This is a genomic window from Nocardia sp. NPDC005366, from assembly GCF_040606855.1.
Taxonomy (GTDB): domain Bacteria; phylum Actinomycetota; class Actinomycetes; order Mycobacteriales; family Mycobacteriaceae; genus Nocardia.
In genome coordinates, this window is sequence record NZ_JBEXFQ010000001.1 from 478412 (window position 1) to 495902 (window position 17491).

General features: G+C 64.8%; 15 protein-coding genes and 1 pseudogene. 7 read left to right on the top strand and 9 right to left on the bottom strand.

The annotated features are described in order from the left end of the window. Nucleotides 1-7 precede the first annotated feature (7 nt). The 3 genes from ABZS43_RS02060 to ABZS43_RS02070 all read right to left on the bottom strand — a co-directional run bounded on the left by ABZS43_RS02060 (nt 8) and on the right by ABZS43_RS02070 (nt 5092). The gene (locus ABZS43_RS02060) at nt 8-2611 is read right to left on the bottom strand and encodes an AAA domain-containing protein (RefSeq protein ID WP_355033922.1); all 2604 of its coding nucleotides are present in this window, start codon (nt 2609-2611) and stop codon (nt 8-10) included. A 257-nt stretch (nt 2612-2868) separates the two neighbouring features. Beyond that, nucleotides 2869-3483, bottom strand: coding sequence for a TetR/AcrR family transcriptional regulator (locus tag ABZS43_RS02065; protein ID WP_355033923.1), 615 nt, complete (start codon nt 3481-3483; stop codon nt 2869-2871). A gap of 163 nt (nt 3484-3646) precedes the next feature. Next, entirely contained in the window at nt 3647-5092 is a 1446-nt protein-coding gene (locus ABZS43_RS02070) for an ATP-binding protein (protein ID WP_355033924.1), read from the bottom strand. Between the two features lie 401 nt (nt 5093-5493). Here ABZS43_RS02070 and ABZS43_RS02075 point away from each other — a divergent pair. The 5 genes and pseudogenes from ABZS43_RS02075 to ABZS43_RS02095 all read left to right on the top strand — a co-directional run. Next, nucleotides 5494-5718: pseudogene (locus ABZS43_RS02075) on the top strand (TetR family transcriptional regulator); the annotation flags it as partial. Nucleotides 5719-6050: 332 nt separating this feature from the next. Further along, entirely contained in the window at nt 6051-7583 is a 1533-nt protein-coding gene (locus ABZS43_RS02080; RefSeq protein ID WP_355033925.1) for a MorD protein, read from the top strand. Between the two features lie 22 nt (nt 7584-7605). Continuing rightward, nucleotides 7606-8403: a CbbQ/NirQ/NorQ/GpvN family protein gene (locus ABZS43_RS02085; protein WP_355033926.1), complete on the top strand. Its 798-nt coding sequence runs from the start codon at nt 7606-7608 to the stop codon at nt 8401-8403. A 145-nt stretch (nt 8404-8548) separates the two neighbouring features. Next, nucleotides 8549-9274: a hypothetical protein gene (locus ABZS43_RS02090; RefSeq protein WP_355033927.1), complete on the top strand. Its 726-nt coding sequence runs from the start codon at nt 8549-8551 to the stop codon at nt 9272-9274. Nucleotides 9275-9304: 30 nt separating this feature from the next. Continuing rightward, complete coding sequence (locus ABZS43_RS02095) at nt 9305-9751, top strand: hypothetical protein (RefSeq protein WP_355033928.1); 447 nt, start codon at nt 9305-9307, stop codon at nt 9749-9751. 26 nt (nt 9752-9777) lie between these two features. Here the strand turns inward: ABZS43_RS02095 and ABZS43_RS02100 are convergent, their stop codons facing one another. After that, complete coding sequence (locus ABZS43_RS02100; RefSeq protein WP_355033929.1) at nt 9778-10083, bottom strand: hypothetical protein; 306 nt, start codon at nt 10081-10083, stop codon at nt 9778-9780. Nucleotides 10084-10984: 901 nt separating this feature from the next. Between ABZS43_RS02100 and ABZS43_RS02105 the strand changes: the two genes are divergently transcribed. After that, the gene (locus tag ABZS43_RS02105; RefSeq protein WP_355033930.1) at nt 10985-11275 is read left to right on the top strand and encodes a hypothetical protein; all 291 of its coding nucleotides are present in this window, start codon (nt 10985-10987) and stop codon (nt 11273-11275) included. Nucleotides 11276-11386: 111 nt separating this feature from the next. Here the strand turns inward: ABZS43_RS02105 and ABZS43_RS02110 are convergent, their stop codons facing one another. From ABZS43_RS02110 to ABZS43_RS02130, 5 genes are all read right to left on the bottom strand, one after another. Continuing rightward, nucleotides 11387-12736: a phosphotransferase gene (locus ABZS43_RS02110; protein WP_355033931.1), complete on the bottom strand. Its 1350-nt coding sequence runs from the start codon at nt 12734-12736 to the stop codon at nt 11387-11389. Next, nucleotides 12727-13911, bottom strand: a complete 1185-nt coding sequence (locus ABZS43_RS02115; protein ID WP_355033932.1) for an acyl-CoA dehydrogenase family protein — start codon at nt 13909-13911, stop codon at nt 12727-12729. The genes ABZS43_RS02110 and ABZS43_RS02115 overlap by 10 nt, the downstream gene beginning before the upstream one ends. A 37-nt stretch (nt 13912-13948) precedes the next feature. Further along, nucleotides 13949-14857 (bottom strand): hydroxymethylglutaryl-CoA lyase, encoded by a 909-nt coding sequence (locus tag ABZS43_RS02120; protein WP_355033933.1) that lies wholly within the window; start codon nt 14855-14857, stop codon nt 13949-13951. After that, on the bottom strand, nt 14854-16110 hold the full coding sequence (locus tag ABZS43_RS02125; RefSeq protein WP_355033934.1) for a CaiB/BaiF CoA-transferase family protein: 1257 nt from the start codon (nt 16108-16110) through the stop codon (nt 14854-14856). Before ABZS43_RS02125 ends, ABZS43_RS02120 begins: the two co-directional genes overlap by 4 nt. 107 nt (nt 16111-16217) lie before the next feature. After that, entirely contained in the window at nt 16218-16850 is a 633-nt protein-coding gene (locus tag ABZS43_RS02130; protein WP_355033935.1) for a TetR/AcrR family transcriptional regulator, read from the bottom strand. Nucleotides 16851-16918: 68 nt separating this feature from the next. On the opposite strand from ABZS43_RS02130, the gene ABZS43_RS02135 reads away from it, so the two are divergent. Continuing rightward, nucleotides 16919-17485, top strand: coding sequence for a VOC family protein (locus ABZS43_RS02135; RefSeq protein ID WP_355033936.1), 567 nt, complete (start codon nt 16919-16921; stop codon nt 17483-17485). Nucleotides 17486-17491: the final 6 nt, after the last annotated feature.

The window sequence follows — 17491 nt, forward strand, 5'->3', positions numbered from 1 at the left end:
GTGAGCCTCATTCCGCCCTTTCTCCACATACATCCATGGCGTCGGCGAGTTCGAAGTCCGGCCGGTGGCGCAGCCGTGCGATCGCTTGCATCCCTGGAGTTTGCATGCTGCGCACAAAGTTCCAGTTGCCGATGATGAAAAGGCGACTTTTCGCACGGGTGATAGCGACGTTGAGCAGTTTGGCGGCTGACACCTCACGCTCGCCGCCGGCAAGATCGGCCCAGGCGACCCAGCGGGGCTGATCATCCTGCATGAGGTCGACGATGACGGTATCGAATTGGCGGCCCTGGAACTTATGCGATGTCCCGCATGGCATGTCGTAGCCGTTGTCACGGGATCGGGCGTTCGCCCTGTGGGCGTGCGCGTTGTAGGGGCAGACCAGACCGATGGTGCCTGTGGTGTCGCGGAATTCGTAGATGACGTCCATGAGTCGGAGGCCGAGCGGATGTACCCAGGATGTTCCCGATCTGTGTAGACCTTGCTCGAGGTGAGTGGACGTATCGATGAACGTGACGACCGGACCTTCGATGGTGCCGGTCCAAGCGGTTTCGAGTAGTCCGTCGTAGCAGAAGTCGTTGACAATGTCCGCGATCACTTCCGGGTACCGGAACTGGGTGCGTAATGCGACGCACCGGGGATGGCCTTCGGCAGTGGCGCGGTCGCGAATACCGAGCAGCGCAGAGATGTCGTCACGTTGCCACGCCAGTAGTTGCTGCTGGCGATCGGTTTTGGCGTCGTCGGTGTCGGTGATGGGCGAATTCTGTAGGAAGTCGCCCACGTAGGCCAGACAGCGGTCGGCCTTCGAACCGGCATGGATCAGATGGGGGATCGAAGCAGAGGCGGCCTCGTCGATGATCACGGTGTCGAATCTGCGGTTGGACAGCTCAGGCTTGGTGGTCAGAGCGGTGAGCGTACATCCTATGATGGGCGCCGACTCGAGCAATTCACGCTTGGTGTTCTTGTATTCGTCATCGAGCCGCCGCTTTTCCCGATCGAGATCTCCGAGCTTCTCGTTGAGATGCGCGACCACTTCGTTGAGCTCTTCTCGCTCATCGATGAGGCGGGCGATTCCGTCATGTTCTGCGCGAGCGATGATCTGTTCGTAGTCGTCGACTGCGTCGGCCTCCGCCCGGGCGTGAGCAGCGTCTGTCTCAGCTCGGCGTTTGCGTGCGGCGTCGTGCTGCTGGGCCACTTCGAGGAGGGCGGCTCTAGTCCGCAATACCTCTGCGTGCTGTGCGGCTCGTTCCGCGGCAGTGATACGACGATTGGTCTCCACCCTGACAGCGGCAAGTGATCTGTCCTGGTCGCGACGATTTGCGAGCTCCGCTTCCAGGCTGGCGACTCTGGCCAGGACGCTCGGCAACGCATCGGTGGTTGCGGTGTATTGCTCATCCAGGACCGCCCGGCGCCATGGCAGCCTCCCACTCCAGGTGTTGCGCTCTTGTTCGACCTCGACCAGGATCTGGATCAGCGCATCGTAGGCTGCCTGGGTCGTCTTCAGTGTGGCATCGATCGAGGTGATCGTCGCTGCCAGTTGCCGCTGCTGTTCGGCGATCTGTTCGTTCCCTCGGATCAACGACGGCAGCAGGTCGGACGCGGGTTCCTCGTCGTCGGCATCCCGGCGGAGTCGGCTGATCTCGGATTCGCGCCGTTGCATCTCCTGCTGGATTTCGGAGAGGTTTCGATACAGTTCGTCGGCGCGCGCGGCTTGTTCCTGCGCGTGGTACGCCTTCTCGATCAAGGGGAGATCAGTCTGATCGAGCTTGTCGATCACCGAGTCGAGTCGCTGGCGGGCGGGATCGGATTCGTTGGCACGCTGCCGCTCCATGATCTCTGCGAGTCGCTCCTCGCGTTCGGTCAGCACTGCCGCGGCCTTGTCCAGCATCAACCAATCGTGACCTGCGACCTTCGGGTCGATCTTCTCCTGATCACCGACACGAACGACATGCCCGGGTTCGGCGACGGTCTCAGCGAGATCCTTGACTACGTTGTCAACGGCCACATGGGTGTGCGAGGCGATGAGCACGGAGCGGCCATTTGCGAGAGCGTCAGCGACCGCCTTCACGATGACGGTGGTTTTGCCCGTTCCGGGTGGTCCCCAGACCAGCCAGCCACCACCGGATGTCATCGCGGCGAATGCCTGTGCTTGCTCGGGATTGAGCCCATCGACCATTGATACATCGGGCACTCGAGCCGGTGTCCACAGGTCGAGCACCAACGGGCCGCGCGTCACCTCGTCCATGCAGGAACGCAGTAAACGCAGCAGATTGAGCTCGGTGTCGTCGGAATACATCACGCGCACCTGCGTCGCCGTTCCCAACGCGCGTCGCACCTGGGGCGTGATCTCGGCAACCACTCGTCGAGCCTTCGGCGGGTACGCCAAGTGCACCCGATGTCGCGGCGGTTTGGAGGCACCCGCCGCATCCGCATCGACAACGAAGAACGTCTGGGCATCCCAACCACCCCGGGGCGTCGAGACCGTCGTCACCGGCAACAGTTTGCTCGATCTGGCAGGCAGTTCGACAGCAGTGTTCGACACCGCCTTCAAACTGACCGACTCGACCTGACGCGCGATCAGAGCGTCCAGCGCGGCGAGGGTCTCGGACTTCACCCACGACCAAGTCGGACTACCGTCATCCGGCGCCACTTGCGCCCGCCCCGATCGTCCGCCGATGTCACGTGATTCCCCTCCCGACATGACAGCCAGACTATCCGGGGACATCGACGTCGTCCGGGGAATCGAAGCGCCCACTTGCGGCGTGCGTCACAGTCGGAACAGCGAAGTATCTTGATGTGCAAGCAAATTCGAGAGTTCGACTCCCTCGCCCCGGTGCACGCCGTCGAGTTCGCCGTGCACCCACCTTGGTGTCAGAGTCTGTTCTGTCCCAGCATGCCGTGTAGAGACGTGTCGACGTACTTCTCGATCACCGGATCCCGCACCGACGCCGTTTCGGGAATGGTGATCAGCAACGCATACAACCCCAATAAAAAGAACACCCCGTTGTAGAACACATCGGTCCCCGCCGGGATCTCCCCCCGATCACGCGCCCGTTCGAGCTCCTCGACGACCACGATGATCACCGGATGCTGCCGCCACTCTTCCTGAGGCGGCCGCGTGGTTGAAAAGTGCAGCGCCAGAAAATCTTTGAACAATGGATTGCCCAAACGCTGCTCGAGCGCAAGCACAACCCGGACCGTCTCGGTCAGCGCCGCGGTCAGATCGGGTGACTTCTTGAAGAATCGAGCGAGTTCATCGGCCATACGCTCTTCTTCGCGCCGTTCCAGCTCGATCAGCACATGCTCTTTGGTCGGGAAGTGGAAGAAGAATGTGCCGTGAGCGACCCCGGCCGCGGACACGATCTCCCCGACCTCGGCGGCGACCATACCTTTCCGTCTGAACTCACTGATCGCGGCGCCGAGCAGACGCTCGCGAGTCTGGCGCCGCTTGATCTCCCGTGCCGGGATCTTGCCCTCGGTCGGCATGATTCCTTTCAGACCACAACATCAACTCCTGGTGGCTGAAACGTACCAATAGCGGACTGGACATGCGCGGAGCACCTGGGATCGCAGTTCACATCTGGGGCACGCACTCACACGTCAGGCACCGACCCACAGGCATGGCAAACGTCGTAGCGGGCCGGTGCCCTCAACTCCATGCCGAGAGCACGTCAGCGGCGTTCCACACCAGATCGACGGTGTCGGCGAGGGTGCGCTCGACGTCGGCCAAGGACACTAGGACCAATGCTGTTTCGTGCGGGACAAAGCCTGGAACGCTGGCTACCCCGCGGGTGAGTTCGGCTAGATCGTGGCGGTCGAACGGGGTGCCGAGCCATTTGATCGATCCGGCGAAGATCACCCGATTGGCGACGGGGGATCGGTCGGCGCCGATGAGGTCTATCTCGGGGTTGAAAGCGCGATTCCACCAGCCGCCGACCGCGGTGACGTCTTTCCAGGGCAGTCCACCCGCGAGCGCGGTCAATTCGAGCGCATCTCGCACGAGGGGTTCGACAGCTTTGCCGCGCCAGGTGGTCCAGCGTCGAGCGAACAACTCGTAGGCCGCTTCGGGTCGCCCCCGCCGAACCAGGTCCTGAACCGAGCGCAGGGCCGCGAGGTAGAGCCGCAGGTTGCTGTCCGCGACCCGGTAGAGAGCCGGTTTCCCCGGTTTGTCCGACAGTGGCTGGTCTACAGAAAGGATGTGCTTGTCTGCCGAAAGTCGGTGCAGAAGGGGCGATAACGTTCCGGAGGGCAATGCGCCGCTGCGGCTTCCTGCCGTGGCCGCGATCGTGGCGTGGGTGCGTTCCCCGCTGCCGATCGCTTCGAGCACGCGTCGCGCTTGGTCGGGTGCGGGGAACTCGGCGAGGAGGGTGGACTCGGGCACTCCGAACAGCGGAGCGGCGGGGTCGGCGCATTCGCGTCGCACGAACTGAAGCGGCGGCAGCCCATGCGGCCAGCTACGCAGGATGCCTGGCAGCCCGCCAGTGATCAAATGTGCGTCGATGCTCTCGGCTGCGGGGAGTCCGAGTGCGCGACCGACCTCGGCGGGGTTGAGTGGATCGAGGACGAGGTTGTCGGCTCGCCCGTAGAACGGGCGATCGTAGGCGGTGAGCCGTTCCATCATGTGGATATCGCTGCCCAGGAGCAGCAGCAAGACCGGGCGTTGCTGTAGCAACCTGTCCCACGCCGTCTGCAAAGCGCCGTCGAAGACGGTGTCCTGTTCTGCCAGCCAGGGTAATTCGTCGATCACGACGATGGTTGGCGTGTTTCCGAGTGTGGTCGCTAACAGTCGGAATGCGTCGGTCCAGCCGCCGCCGATGCTCTCGGGGAGGGTCTCAGGATCAGGCGCTAGCCCCGATCTCTTCAACTCCGCCAGAAACATCGCGAGCGATTCGGAGACCGGCATGCCCTTGGTTGCGGTGAAGTACAGGTATGGCACTTTCGCCGCGTCGCAGAACTCCTGGACCAGCCGCGATTTTCCAACCTGCCTGCGCCCTCTGATCGCAACGGCGGCGCCCCTGTGGGACTCCGCGACACGCTGCAAGCGCGTCCGCAGCAGTCCCAGCTCGACACTCCGGCCGACGAACCCTGATGCCACTGCCACTCCTAGTGTAGTTCAAATCTATGTAGATGAGATCTACATAGATGCAATCTACCTTGCGGCGGGGAATCTTGTCGGTAGTCGCGATTCTTTCGGTGAGTGCTGGCGGTCGCGGGCCATCATGCCGCCGCGGAGCGCAGTCGGTAATGCCGACGCAATCCGAACCGTCTCGGTTAGCGCCGCGGTCGAACACGCGGGCTCTGTGCGCTGGCGGCGGTGTGCCATCGGGCGATCGTCACCCGATCGCCCGGCGCAGCGATGCCCGATGCAAGATCATGATTCGAGTCAATTCGTTTAATCAAAACCAGAGGTAGAGCGCGAGTTTCAGGGTCTCAGCTGACTATAGTCACTGAGTCAAACCATTGACTTGAGTCAGTACGGCGCGCTACAAAGAGTCCATGACCGGGGTGCGGACCAAACCTTATGGGCGCGAGGCCCAGCGCCTCCAGACGCGCAGCCGCGGCCTGGACGTCGTCGTCGCCGAGTTCCGCCGAACCGGCGTCGTCGAAGCCGACGCCATCGCCCAGGCCGCAGGCATAGCCCACGGAACGTTCTACTTCCATTTCCCCCGTATGGAACACGTGCTCCTCGAACTGGAGCGCCGAGAAGAAGTCCGGATCGCCACACACCGCGGTGTTCTTCGTGTTCGGCCTATATGCCCTGCTGACGACCACCAACGAATCGAAGTCCATCCGCTCGGCGACGCTCGACAACTACATAGCTCTCGCACTGCGAGGCATGGAGACCCGATGACCATGCCGTCACCGAACTTCGACGCAAATCCACAGTCGGGGAATCGTTTACAACGGAGGTCGAATCATGTGGCAAGACATCGTGCGCTTGGTCCTCGCCTGGGGTTCCATGGGCGCTGTCATCGGATTCTGGTATTGGGTGATGCGCAATATCGGAACGTTCTGACCGGCACCGGCCGATTCGACGCGGCGGTGGTGCGGTGATGGCGATCGACTCCGACCGTGTCGGCGCGTCGGCGATGGAACGCAGTTGCGCGCTGACCGCCGTAGCGTTCTCCGATCACCGCCGCACCGGCGCCCGGTTGATGACCGGGCGACGTCGAGGTTTCGGCTTGAACGCGACCCGCTCGATCGTGCAGGTTCCGTATCCTCCGCCGTCGTCGGAGTGGACCCGTAGAACGGTGACTTGCGGTGTGGCGCTGCAATGTTCGCCGTCGAAGGAGCGGCTCGCCCAGTATTCGCTGCATGAGCTCTCACCTCGTGAACTCGGAAGTCTGTCGATTATCGAGGGAGGGGTTGCCGCGGGCTGGATCGGCGAACGTCTGCCCGGACTGATCCCGGAGTTACGGCGCGTGCTTCCGTATCTCGAGATCGGCGATCCGGACCTGGACGGGATCGAGATGATCGAGCGGGCAATGGATGTGGCGCGTTCGAAGAGCCAGCTGCCGCCGCATCCACTGCTGGGGTCGTTGCCTTTGACCGTGCCGGGGCGCGGTGCTCTGTCGGTGGCGGCGCGGCGAATGTATGGCCGGATGCCGTGGACCTCGCCGCGGACGGATTCGTATCGAGCGATGTCGGTGCCCGTCGGAGGCGAGGGAGGGGTGCGTAATCCCAATCTGCCGCCGCCGAGCAGGCCGGACAACGAGGACATCGAAATCCGGCCTGATCGGCGCGCGGGTATCCCGTACCCGGAATGGAACATGTGGTCCGAGGGTTTCCTGCGCGACCATGTCGCGGTGCTCGAGCGCAAGCATCCCACGCGGGCCGTTCCGCTCGTTCCGGTGTCCGCTGACGTGCGTCGCTGGTTCGAGCAACGCACCCATCGCGCGATGAGGAGCGGGCTGGAGGATGGATCGGATCTCGACATCGATCGCTATACGAGTCACTACGTCGACATACTGAGCGGTGCGACATCCGAGCCGCGCGTTTTCCGGGACCTGCTGCCCGACTCCCGTGACGTCACGACCGCCGTATTGCTGGACGGCAGTTCCTCACTGGGCGTTCACGGCGGCCGGATCTTCCAGCTGGAGCTGGCCTGCGCCGACGCGCTGTCCCGAGCCATGACCCTCGCGCGTGAACGGCACGGCATCTTCGTCTTCACCGGCAACACCCGGCATCGGGTCGAGGTGAAATGCCTCAGAGATTTCGATGATCGGCATTTCGTCGACCCGGGCAGTCTCGGCTTGGCGGCCGGGGGATACACACGCCTGGGTGCTCCGTTGCGGCACTTGACGAGTCGACTGCTCGCTCAGCCGTCCGAACGACGCCTGCTCATCGTGATCGGAGACGGACTGATCTCCGACGACGGGTATGAGGGCCGCTACGCCTGGGCCGATACGGCACACGCGGTGGAGGAGGCCACCGAGGCCGGTGTCGCCGTCTACTACGTCGGCGTCGGCCCGGTCCGCGTCGATCCGCTGCCGGCCGTTTTCGGCGACCGCCGTTCCCGCCGCATCCGGCGGGTCGAAGAACTACCTCGCGTACTGGCCCATGTCCATCGCGAGCTGGTCGCGTGAGCGGCCATCACGAAGGGGTGAGATGACCACCGACCGCTACTACACCAGCGGCAACGATATCGCGTTGTTCGAGAAGGCTTTTCAGCGACGAATACCGGTGATGCTCACCGGCCCGACCGGATGCGGGAAGACGAGGTTCGTCGAGCATATGGGGCGGCTGCTCGGCCGCCCGGTCGTCACCATCAGCTGTCACGACGATTTGACCAGCTCCGATCTGGTCGGGCGGTTCCTGGTATCCGGCGGGGATGTCGTCTGGAACGACGGGCCGCTGACCCGAGCGGTCAAGAACGGCGCGATCTGCTATCTCGACGAAGTGGTGGAGGCGCGCCACGACTCCTTGGCGATCCTGCATTCGCTCAGCGACCACCGCCGCGCGCTGTATCTGGATCGTGCCGACGAAATCGTCATAGCCCCTGACACTTTCATGCTCGTGTGCTCCTACAACCCCGCGTACCGCAGCTCGCTCAAAGACCTCAAGCCGTCGTTCCGACAACGGTTCGTCACCCTCGCCATGAACTACCTCGACCCGGATCGCGAGGCCGACGTGGTGGTCGCGGAGACGGGTGTCGCACTCGCGGTCGCGCAACGGCTCGTACGCTGCGCCACCACGATTCGAGAGGCCGACGAGGTCTTCCACTTCGAGCCGCCCTCGACCCGCGTTCTCGTGACGACAGCTCATCTGATCGCGGCGGGAGCTACCGAGCTCGACGCGGCCACCGCGTGCATTCTGGCGCCGCTGAGTAGCGACGGCGCCATCAACGACGGCCTGCGCGAAATAGCGGCGGCCACTCTCGCTGCGGACCTGTCGCCCGCGCACTAGAAGAAGGATCACCGCCCATGAACGACCAGGATCGCCGACGGCGCCGCGCTCTGATCGCCGTCCAGATCTTCGCCTACGGATTTCTACTGGCGATGTTCCTCATCCAGTTGCACATGTACTCGGTCCGGGACTGGTAGGAGCCACCGTGAAACTGTCGACATTCCAGCTGCGCCGCGGTGACGGCGCTGCCACCGCGAAAAGCCGTGACAGCTACGACGAACACCACGACGAGAGCCGGCGAGCCCAGCGCGAAGCCGACTGGTGGCTCACCATCGGCACATTGATGATGGGCACGTTGGTACTCGGTATCGTCGGCCTGCCGATCTTCCTGCGCGGGGTGTGGCTGCAACGCAAAGCCCAGGAGTCGGGGCTGTCGGTGCGTCCGATCATTGTCACGCTGATCGGGTACCTGGTCATTCTCGACGCGGCGCTGAACAGCCTCGGCTGGGCGTTGGATCTGATCGCCAACCACACGCTGATCAACCGGGTGATCATCACCGCCTGGGGCAATTTCTTCGACGCCGGTTATTTCTGGCATTACAACGAATTGTGGATCGGTGGTGCGGGCGCGCCCGGTGAGAAGGGGTGGGAGGTCGCGCTGATGCTCACCGTCTTCCCGATGCGTATCGCCGCGGCCATCGCCTTCCTCCAGATGAAACGGTGGGGGCATCAATGGATGATCGTGACCTGCTGGTTCGGCCTCGTCATCTGGATCGGTTACACGTTCAACATGACCATGTACGCCGATGTGCGCTACGACGGTGTGGTCCTGCCGGTCATCGGCTGGTGGTTGTACGACATCTTCTACATCACGCCGTTCCTCGCGATTCCGTATCTGCACACGGTGAACCGCGAAATCTTTTCCGACTGACTCCGAACACACGGACCGAGGATCGACACAATGAGCAATTCAGCACCGGCAGAGAAGAATTCGGACGACAACGAGCTGCCGCTCGGCACCACGCCTGCCTACGCCGGGATGCACAAGTGGCTCAGACGAGGCATTTTCGTCTGCCTGTTCGCCCTGGTCATCGAAGGCGCGTTCACCGTGCCCGCTCTGGCGCTGTGGTACGGCTGGCCGACGCTGTCGTTCACCGAGATCTGTAGTGAACTGATGAAAGTCCGCTACTCCGATGACACTGTCGAATGCCAACAGCCGTACCCGTTGAGCGGCGCGCCTTTCGGTGGTCCCCCGGAGGCGGCCGGGCAGAAGACCGCCAAGGACGACTGGGGTATCCAGCCGAAACCGAAGTGGGACAAAATCGGATTCCGCGAACTTGTCAGAATTCACGAGGAACGAATCGCACGACAGGAAGCCCAGCAGAACGCGACACCGCCGCCCCGCTGATCCCCGCGCCCGTTGCCGGTTCAGCGCTACGTGAAGGTCGCGCCGAGCGCGAGTCCGACGAGCAGTCCTGGGATAGCGAGCAGGAATCCGGCGAAGGCGACAACCATCCCGACACCGGTGCGCCGCAGACTGTCGCTGATCGGAGGCCCTACCGCGCTGAGGGCGATCAGCAGCGCTCCAGCGATTGGCGGCGCAGCGATGAGCCAGGCGGCGTCTCGGGGAACCGCACCGATGTAGGGCAATGAGATACACGCCATGCCTGCTACCGCAGCGACGAACGACTCGGGCCCGAACCAGTCCTGTCGCACGTATTTCGACGGTAACCCGCTCATACCGTTGCCAACCAGACGAATACGACAAGCGCGCCGGCAGTCGAGACACCGGCAGCCGCACCCAAGGTCCTGGCAGTTCCCGGCCGGGCAAGGAACGCGGCGGCCATTGCGGTGAGAGTGACTACGGCAGCGTAGATCCAATGACGCGACAGATCCAGCGATGGGAAGAGCCCATCGACCGCACTAGCGATGAGCGAAAAGACCAAGACAGCTGCGGTGACAGCGAGTGGCACCGACACCGTGGCCGCCTGCCAGAAGGCCGAGTCGGACAGTGCACCACTACGGCCTGATTCGGCGCGGTCACCCATCAGCGGAGACTCAACGGATCCGACTTCCCTAGCGCCGCGCCAACCGTCGAGCCTTTCAGCTTGTCGGCCATCGGAGCAGCACTTGGGAACGGAGCTTCATCGATCCGGTTGGGAAGCGCGGCCAACGTGCCAGCGGCTGCTCGCAGACTGTCCGGGCTGACCTCGAACGACATGTGCCCCTCCCCAACGACCAGTAAAAGCATCGGTCCGCCAGCCTAGCCTGCGCCCTGCTCGCCGACCTCCGTCCCCGCCCCAGTGAGCCCGCCGGCGCAGCGGTACGGGTATAGCGATTCAGGCCCCAAGCCCGAGAGATCCGGCATGGCTGCAGCCACTCCACTGCAAACAGGCGTCCGCTCGTGCGCCGTCCTGTACCCGACGCTCTCATCCAGAAGTCGTGCCGTCGCGGCGGTTCTTGCGATGCACTGTGTCCACTTCCCGGGTGAAGTCCGGATTCCTCGGTGCCGCCAGATGGACGGCTGACAGGACTGGCCCATCACTCCGCCGGTTCAAGTGTTGTCAACCTAACGTTGACAACGATTCAACCCTGGGATCGAATGAGTCGACCTCGACGAACGCCAGCTGCACGGAGTCCCATGAATCTGACCAATACCCTCCGGACCATCGTCGAGATCGACGGCACCGACTACACCCTCGACCCGGCCATCGGCAGTTATGCGGTCGTCTACACCTACGAGGGCATCGAGCGCGGCACCTACACCTACATCGAGTACTACAACGACCACGGCTTTGCCGAGATCACCTTCGAGGACGGCGAGGAGATCGTCCGGACGCAGGAGAAGCTGGCGACGCGGCTGACGGTCGAGGAGATGGACCAGTACATCGACGGTGACAGGTTGCTCGCCTGCAAGCTTGTCTGTCTCTGAATCGAGACCCCGCTGTCGCGGTAGGTCGGAATGAAGGGCTGGCCACTGCCCTTGCCGCCATCAGCCCCCAAGTCGAAATCCACGCGGGCGTACTTCTCGACAATCCAGCGTTCAGGCGAGATGCTTCGGATTCGACACCAGTAGCCGCGACAGCACCGCGGCTGTCACCACCCTGCGCACACCATCATCGGTATACGACAGCGCCCCCGAACGCACCCGCTCGGCGAGTTCCGCCTCCGACGAACAATCCACCGCGTCCAGCAGCTCAGCGATCCGGCCCGCGTCCGACCGCAGTTCACGACCGCCGATCTTCAGCAACGACACGCAGATCCGCAGGAGATAGCGTTGCCGCTCGGCGTCCTCGGTCAGCGCGGGGCCGATATCCTCGACCAGCGTCGCGGCGACGAGATCGAGGATATCGGTGACGCTCGGGCGGTCGTGGACGGTGCCCGCCGCGGGCACCGACGGTGCCGCGGACACGGTCGAATCGAGCAGATCGAGCGCCGTCAGAAGGTCGAACTCGGATTCGCAGACCCGCCGTCCGATGGCGGCCAACTCGAGTGACCGCTCGGCCCCGCCGAAATGCCGTTCGGCTTGGAATCTGCTCAGCACCAACCATTTCAGCGTCCCGAACACCTCCCACCAATGCAATTCAGCGGTGGACGGCCGCTCCCCGGTGGCACGCTGGTATCCGTCGAGAAGCTGTTCGCGGGTGCCGAGACCCCCGACGGGCGCGGCGGCCCCGAAGCGCCACGCGCGCACGCACAGCCATCCGAGATCCTCGATCGGATTGCCGAGATGCGCGAGTTCCCAGTCGAGTACGCCCTGGATGCCGGTGGGATCGATCAGTAGGTTGCCGAGCCGGAAGTCACCGTGCACCAGGGAGTTCGGACGTGGGGGCGGGCGGTGTTCGCGCAGCCACCGCAGACCCATCTCCACGGCGGGGCGCGGTTCGTCGAACGCGAGATAGAGGCGCTCGATGGCGTCGAGGGGATCGCCGTCGTCGAGCGCGGTGAGCGTATCGATGGGGGTGCGATGGATCAGTCCGAGCACGTACCCGAAGTCCTCGGCGATATGCGCTCGCACGGTGTCGAACTCCGGATTCCGTTGCAGTTTACGGGGTATCGACTCACCGCCGATCATGTTCATCAGCAGATACGGGGCGTCGATCCCCGGCGCGGTATCACCGCAGGCCAGGACTTCGGGGACAGGAACTCCCGCACCCGCGGCGGCCCGCAGGCAGGCCACCTCGGCGCGCATGCGGGCGGTGTCGCCGTGTCCGGGTGGGTCTCGGCGCAGGACGGCCGTCACCTCCCGGCCGCTGGGGTCGGTGGCTCGCACCGCGTACACCTCGCGGCTCGCGCCTCCGGTGAACCGATGTATCGCGGCGGGGGAGAGTTCGGCGCCGACGGCCTCACTCAGGATCGCGCGGACGCCATCGGTCAGCGTTGTCACAGCCACGGCGCGGCCTCGGGGTCGCGCAGCAGTCGCCGTGCGGTCGACATGCGGTGGACCTCGTCGGGGCCGTCGTAGACGCGCGCGTAGCGAGCCTGCCGATACATGCGCTCCAGCGGCGTATCGGAGGTCAGGCCGAGTGCGCCGTGCACCTGGATGGCCCGGTCGACGACATCGTGCAGCATGCGCGCGCACCAGAACTTCACCAGTCCGACGCGCACCCGATAGTCCTCGCCCGCGTCCATCGCGCGCGCGGCATCGAGGGTCATCAGGCGAGCGGCGTGGATCTGGGCCGCGGATTCGGCGATATAGCGATGGATCTCGCCCTTGTCCGCCAGCAGCGACCCGTGGGCGAAGCGGGTGTTGGCGCGGGCGCACATGAGTTCGTAGGCGCGTTGTGCCTGGCCGAGCCAGCGCATGCCGTGGAAGATCCGGCCCGCGCCGAGGCGGTCCTGCGCTACCGCGAAGCCGTGACCGCGTTCGCCGAGCAGGGCGTCGGCGGGCACGCGAATATCGGTCAGCCGGATTTCGTAGTGATCGCTGGGGTCGTGGCCCATCGTCGGGATGGAACGCACGATGTCGAATCCGGGGGTGTCGGTCGGCACGATGATCGCGCTGATGCGCGCGTGGCGCGGCGCGGTATCGGGTTCGGTGCGGGCGAAGACGGTGCAGAAGGCAGCCTGCGCCGCGCCCGTGGTGAACCATTTGTGCCCGTTGATGATCCAGTGATCGCCGTCGAGTTCGGCGCGGGTTTCGATCAGGGTGGGATCGGAGCCCGCGACCTCCGGTTCGGTCAGACCCACCGAGGGCAGGATCTCTCCGGCCACCAGCGGCGGGATCCACCTGGCGCGTTGCTCGTCGGTGCCGTGCCGGTGCAGCATGAGCGTGTCCTGCATGGATACCGAGCCCACGGCCAGCTGCCCGAATTCGGAACGGCCGATGATCTCGTTGAGGTAGACGAAATCGAGGAATGGCAGGCCGCCGCCGCCCAGCTCCGCCGGGTGGCCGAGGGCCCAGATGCCGAGTTCCTTGGCTCGCGAACGCAGCCGTGCCAACTCCGCCCGTGCGGTATCGCCCTCGACGGCCAGGACGGATTCGAGCGGGATGACCTCGTCGTCGATGAACGAGCGCGTCGTCGACGCCAAATCGGCCAGTCGGCCTTCGGGCTGGTTGTGCGTCATCAGGTGTCCATTTCTGTCGGACCGTCAGCGGGGAGGATCAGCCGAGGCGGCCGGGTACGAGCGGCCCGCCCGCGCGCAGCAGGTTGCTGTCGGCCGGTTTGCCGAGCAGTCGGGAGGCGACCCTCGCGGCCTCGAGGGTCGCGGCGAGATCGATGCCGGTCGCGATGCCGCTGTCTTCGAACATGTAGACCAGTTCCTCGGTGGAGATATTGCCGCTGGCGCCGGGCGCGAACGGGCATCCACCGAAACCTCCTGCCGCGGAATCGAACCGGCGCACACCGTGCTCGTAGCCCGCCCACGCGTTGGCCAGGCCCTGGCCGCGCGTGTTGTGCAGGTGCAGGCCGACGTCGAAGCCGGGCGCCGCGGCGGACACCAGGTCGACCACGTCGCCGGTGCGGCGCGGTGTCGCGGTGCCGACGGTATCGGCGACCGAGATGCTGTCCGCGCCAGCGGCGACCGCGCGTGCGGCGATCTCGGCGACGCGCTGGGGCGGGGTCGGTCCGTCGAACGGGCAGTCGAAGGCGATGGCGACGATCACTTCGAGCTCAGCGCCCGCGCCGTGCACCAGTTCGACGATGGGCGCTATCAGCGTGACCGAATCCTCGCTGCTGCGACCGACATTCGCCATGCTGTGACCGTCGGACGCCGACACCACGTATTCGATCCGGGTCAGTCCCGCGGCGAGTGCCCTTCGGACACCGCCCATTCCGGCGACGAGTGCGGAGAAGGTCACGCCAGGCCACCGACCCAGCTGGGCCGCGACGGCCTCGGCATCGGCCAGTGCGGGCACCGCCCGCGGCGAGACGAACGAGGTGACCTCGATCCGGCCGACCCCCGTCGCGACGAGGGCGTCGATCAGTTCGATTTTGGCCTCGGTGGTAATGGGGGCCTCGATTTGCAGGCCGTCGCGCGGCCCCACCTCACGGATGTCGACGGGCGCGCTCACGCGATCGTCCCCTGTGCGTGGAGTGCGGCGAGCCGGTCCCGGTCGTAACCGAGCAGTTCGCCGAGAACTTCGTCGGTGTGGGTGCCGGGGCGGCTCGCGCCACCCCAGCGAACGCCGCCGGGGGTGTCGCTGAGTTTGGGTATCACGCCAACGCCTTTCGCCGGTTCCGGATCGAAGCCTTCGTCGTCGGGGCCGACCGAGGGATCAGGATGGTCGACGAAAAGTCCTCGCGCGTTGAACTGCGGATCGGCCATCACCTCGGCGACGGTATTGACCGGGCCCGCGACGACGCCGAATTCGGTCAGCAGTTCGATGAGATCGGCGGCCGTGAAATCCGCCGCCCATGCCGCGATGATCTCGTCGAGTTCGTCCTGGTGCACGCCGCGCGCGGTGTGGTTGACGTACCTGGGATCGGTCGCCAACTCGGGTCGTCCCATCGCCGTGGTCAGCCGTCCGAAGACCGTGTCCTGGTTGGCCGCGATGATGACCCACAGCCCGTCCTTGGCGCGATACAGATTCGACGGCGCGATCCCGTCGAGACGCGTGCCCGAGGGCTGCCGGATATGTCCGGTCTTGTGATAATCGGGGACGGTCGATTCCTGGATGGCGAGCGATGCCTCGGTGAGGGCCGCGTCCACGATCTGTCCGCGCCCGGTGCGCTCGCGCGCGAGCAGCGCCGCGAGTACACCCTGGAAGGCGAAGAGACCGGCGAGGCTGTCACCGAGCGACAGCGCGATTCTCGGCGGCGCCTGCCCGGGGAATCCGTTGAGATGTCGCAGCCCGCTGATACCTTCGGCGACCGAGGCATAGCCGGGCCGCGACGCGTACGGGCCGGTCTGCCCGTAACCGGACACCCGGGCCAGCACCAGCCGGGGCGAGATCTCCGTCAGCACGTCGTATCCGAGTCCCCACCGCTCGAGGGTGCCGGGACGGAAGCTCTCCAGCACCACATCGGCGGTGCGCACCAATTCGAGGAAGATGTCGCGTCCCGCGTCGGTGCGCAGATCGAGGCTGACGCAGCGCTTGTTGCGGGCGTGGACGGACCAGAAGTACTGGTGCCCGCCCGCTGCCTGTCCCCAATCCCTGAGGGGATCGGGGCGGTCGGGCGCTTCGATCTTGATGACATCCGCGCCCAGGTCGCCGAGGAGTCTGCCGCAGTACGGACCCGCGATCAACGTCCCCAGTTCGAGCACACGGTAGCCGTCGAGTGGGCCACGGGGTGTGTCCGTGCCGGGTGGTGAATCGGTTGTCATAACGCTTTGTCTCCTCGCGTCGGCGACGTGTGAATGGGACTGTCGCATCGAGCGACACCGCGGGGCAAGCCGGACGCCCGCACGGCAAACGGGATATATGGCGCGGATCAGTGCCGCTGGTCGAGACCGAGTGCGCCCACGCACATGCGATCGAGGGTGTCCAGAAGTGCCTCCTCGTTCGCGTCCTCACCTTGAACCAACCATAGGTAGAGGGTGTGGTCGACCATCGCGGCCATCGCGCGGGCCGACAGTTCGCAGTCCAGGTCCGAGCGGGCCAGACCTTCGGTCTGCCAGCGGGCGATCGCGCGCGCGGTCCGGTCGATCAGTTGGCGACGATGTTCGTGACGCAGCAGGCGGAACTCGCCGTTGATGGTCGCGACCTGTTCGATGATGGCCATCATCGGCGCGTTTCGCCGGTACGCCCGGTAATACGCGCGGTTCGCCGCGATCAGTTTCTCGGCGGGGGACAGATGTGGCGGTGTCGGTTCGCGGCGGTGCATATCCTCGAACAGTCGCGTGCTCAGTTCGCCGAAGACGTCTTCCTTCGATTCGAAATACCGATAGAAGGTTCCGTAGGAGACGCCGGCCTCCTGAGCGATCTGCTCCACCCTGGCGTCGAGGAAACCGCCGGTTTCGAAGACTCGGCGGGCCGCGTCCAGGAGGGCGTCGCGTGTCTTTCGGCCCCGCGGGGTCAGTGTGTCCACCGGGGCGGTGGAGCTATTGACAGCCGACTTCGCCACGGGACAGACTTTTCACCAAGTTGACATGACTGTCAAGTCAACTTCTTGCGCTCCTCGGAAGGATCGCCGTGAACGCTCCCCGCTCGCGATATGAACTGCGCGGAATCAATCACCTCGCCCTGGTGTGCTCCGATATGCGCCGCACGATCGAGTTCTATACCGGCACATTGGGTATGCCGCTGATCAAAACCATCGAGCTGCCGGGGGATCTGGGTCAACACTTCTTCTTCGACTGCGGCAACGGCAATACCCTCGCCTTCTTCTGGCTGGCGGACGCGCCCGATCCCGCGCCGGGGATATCGGCGCCGAGGGGTCTGCCCGACGCGGGTGACATCGTCAGCGCGGTGGGTTCGATGAACCATGTCGCCTTCTCCGTGCCGCCGGAGCGGTTCGACGAGTACCGTCGGCGGCTGCGCGACGACGGCGTCGAGGTCAGCCGCGTGCTCAACCACGACGACAGCAGGGCCGGTGTGTCGCGTGAGGTCCATCCCGGAACCTTCGTGCGTTCGTTCTACTTCCGCGATCCCGACGGCATACTTCTCGAATTCGCCTGCTGGACGCGAACGTTCACCGATGCCGATGTCTCCCACGAACCGATGACCGCCGCCGACCGCCGCGTCGACGCCCCGCGCTGAACCGAT

Excerpts from the sequence above, each read along its gene's own strand:
- ABZS43_RS02065 (WP_355033923.1), bottom strand. The coding sequence starts at position 3,483 with ATGCCGACCGAGGGCAAGATCCCGGCACGGGAGATCAAGCGGCGCCAG.
- ABZS43_RS02080 (WP_355033925.1), top strand. The coding sequence starts at position 6,051 with ATGGCGATCGACTCCGACCGTGTCGGCGCGTCGGCGATGGAACGCAGT.
- ABZS43_RS02085 (WP_355033926.1), top strand. The coding sequence starts at position 7,606 with ATGACCACCGACCGCTACTACACCAGCGGCAACGATATCGCGTTGTTC.
- ABZS43_RS02095 (WP_355033928.1), top strand. The coding sequence starts at position 9,305 with ATGAGCAATTCAGCACCGGCAGAGAAGAATTCGGACGACAACGAGCTG.
- ABZS43_RS02100 (WP_355033929.1), bottom strand. The coding sequence starts at position 10,083 with ATGAGCGGGTTACCGTCGAAATACGTGCGACAGGACTGGTTCGGGCCC.
- ABZS43_RS02105 (WP_355033930.1), top strand. The coding sequence starts at position 10,985 with ATGAATCTGACCAATACCCTCCGGACCATCGTCGAGATCGACGGCACC.
- ABZS43_RS02115 (WP_355033932.1), bottom strand. The coding sequence starts at position 13,911 with ATGACGCACAACCAGCCCGAAGGCCGACTGGCCGATTTGGCGTCGACG.
- ABZS43_RS02125 (WP_355033934.1), bottom strand. The coding sequence starts at position 16,110 with ATGACAACCGATTCACCACCCGGCACGGACACACCCCGTGGCCCACTC.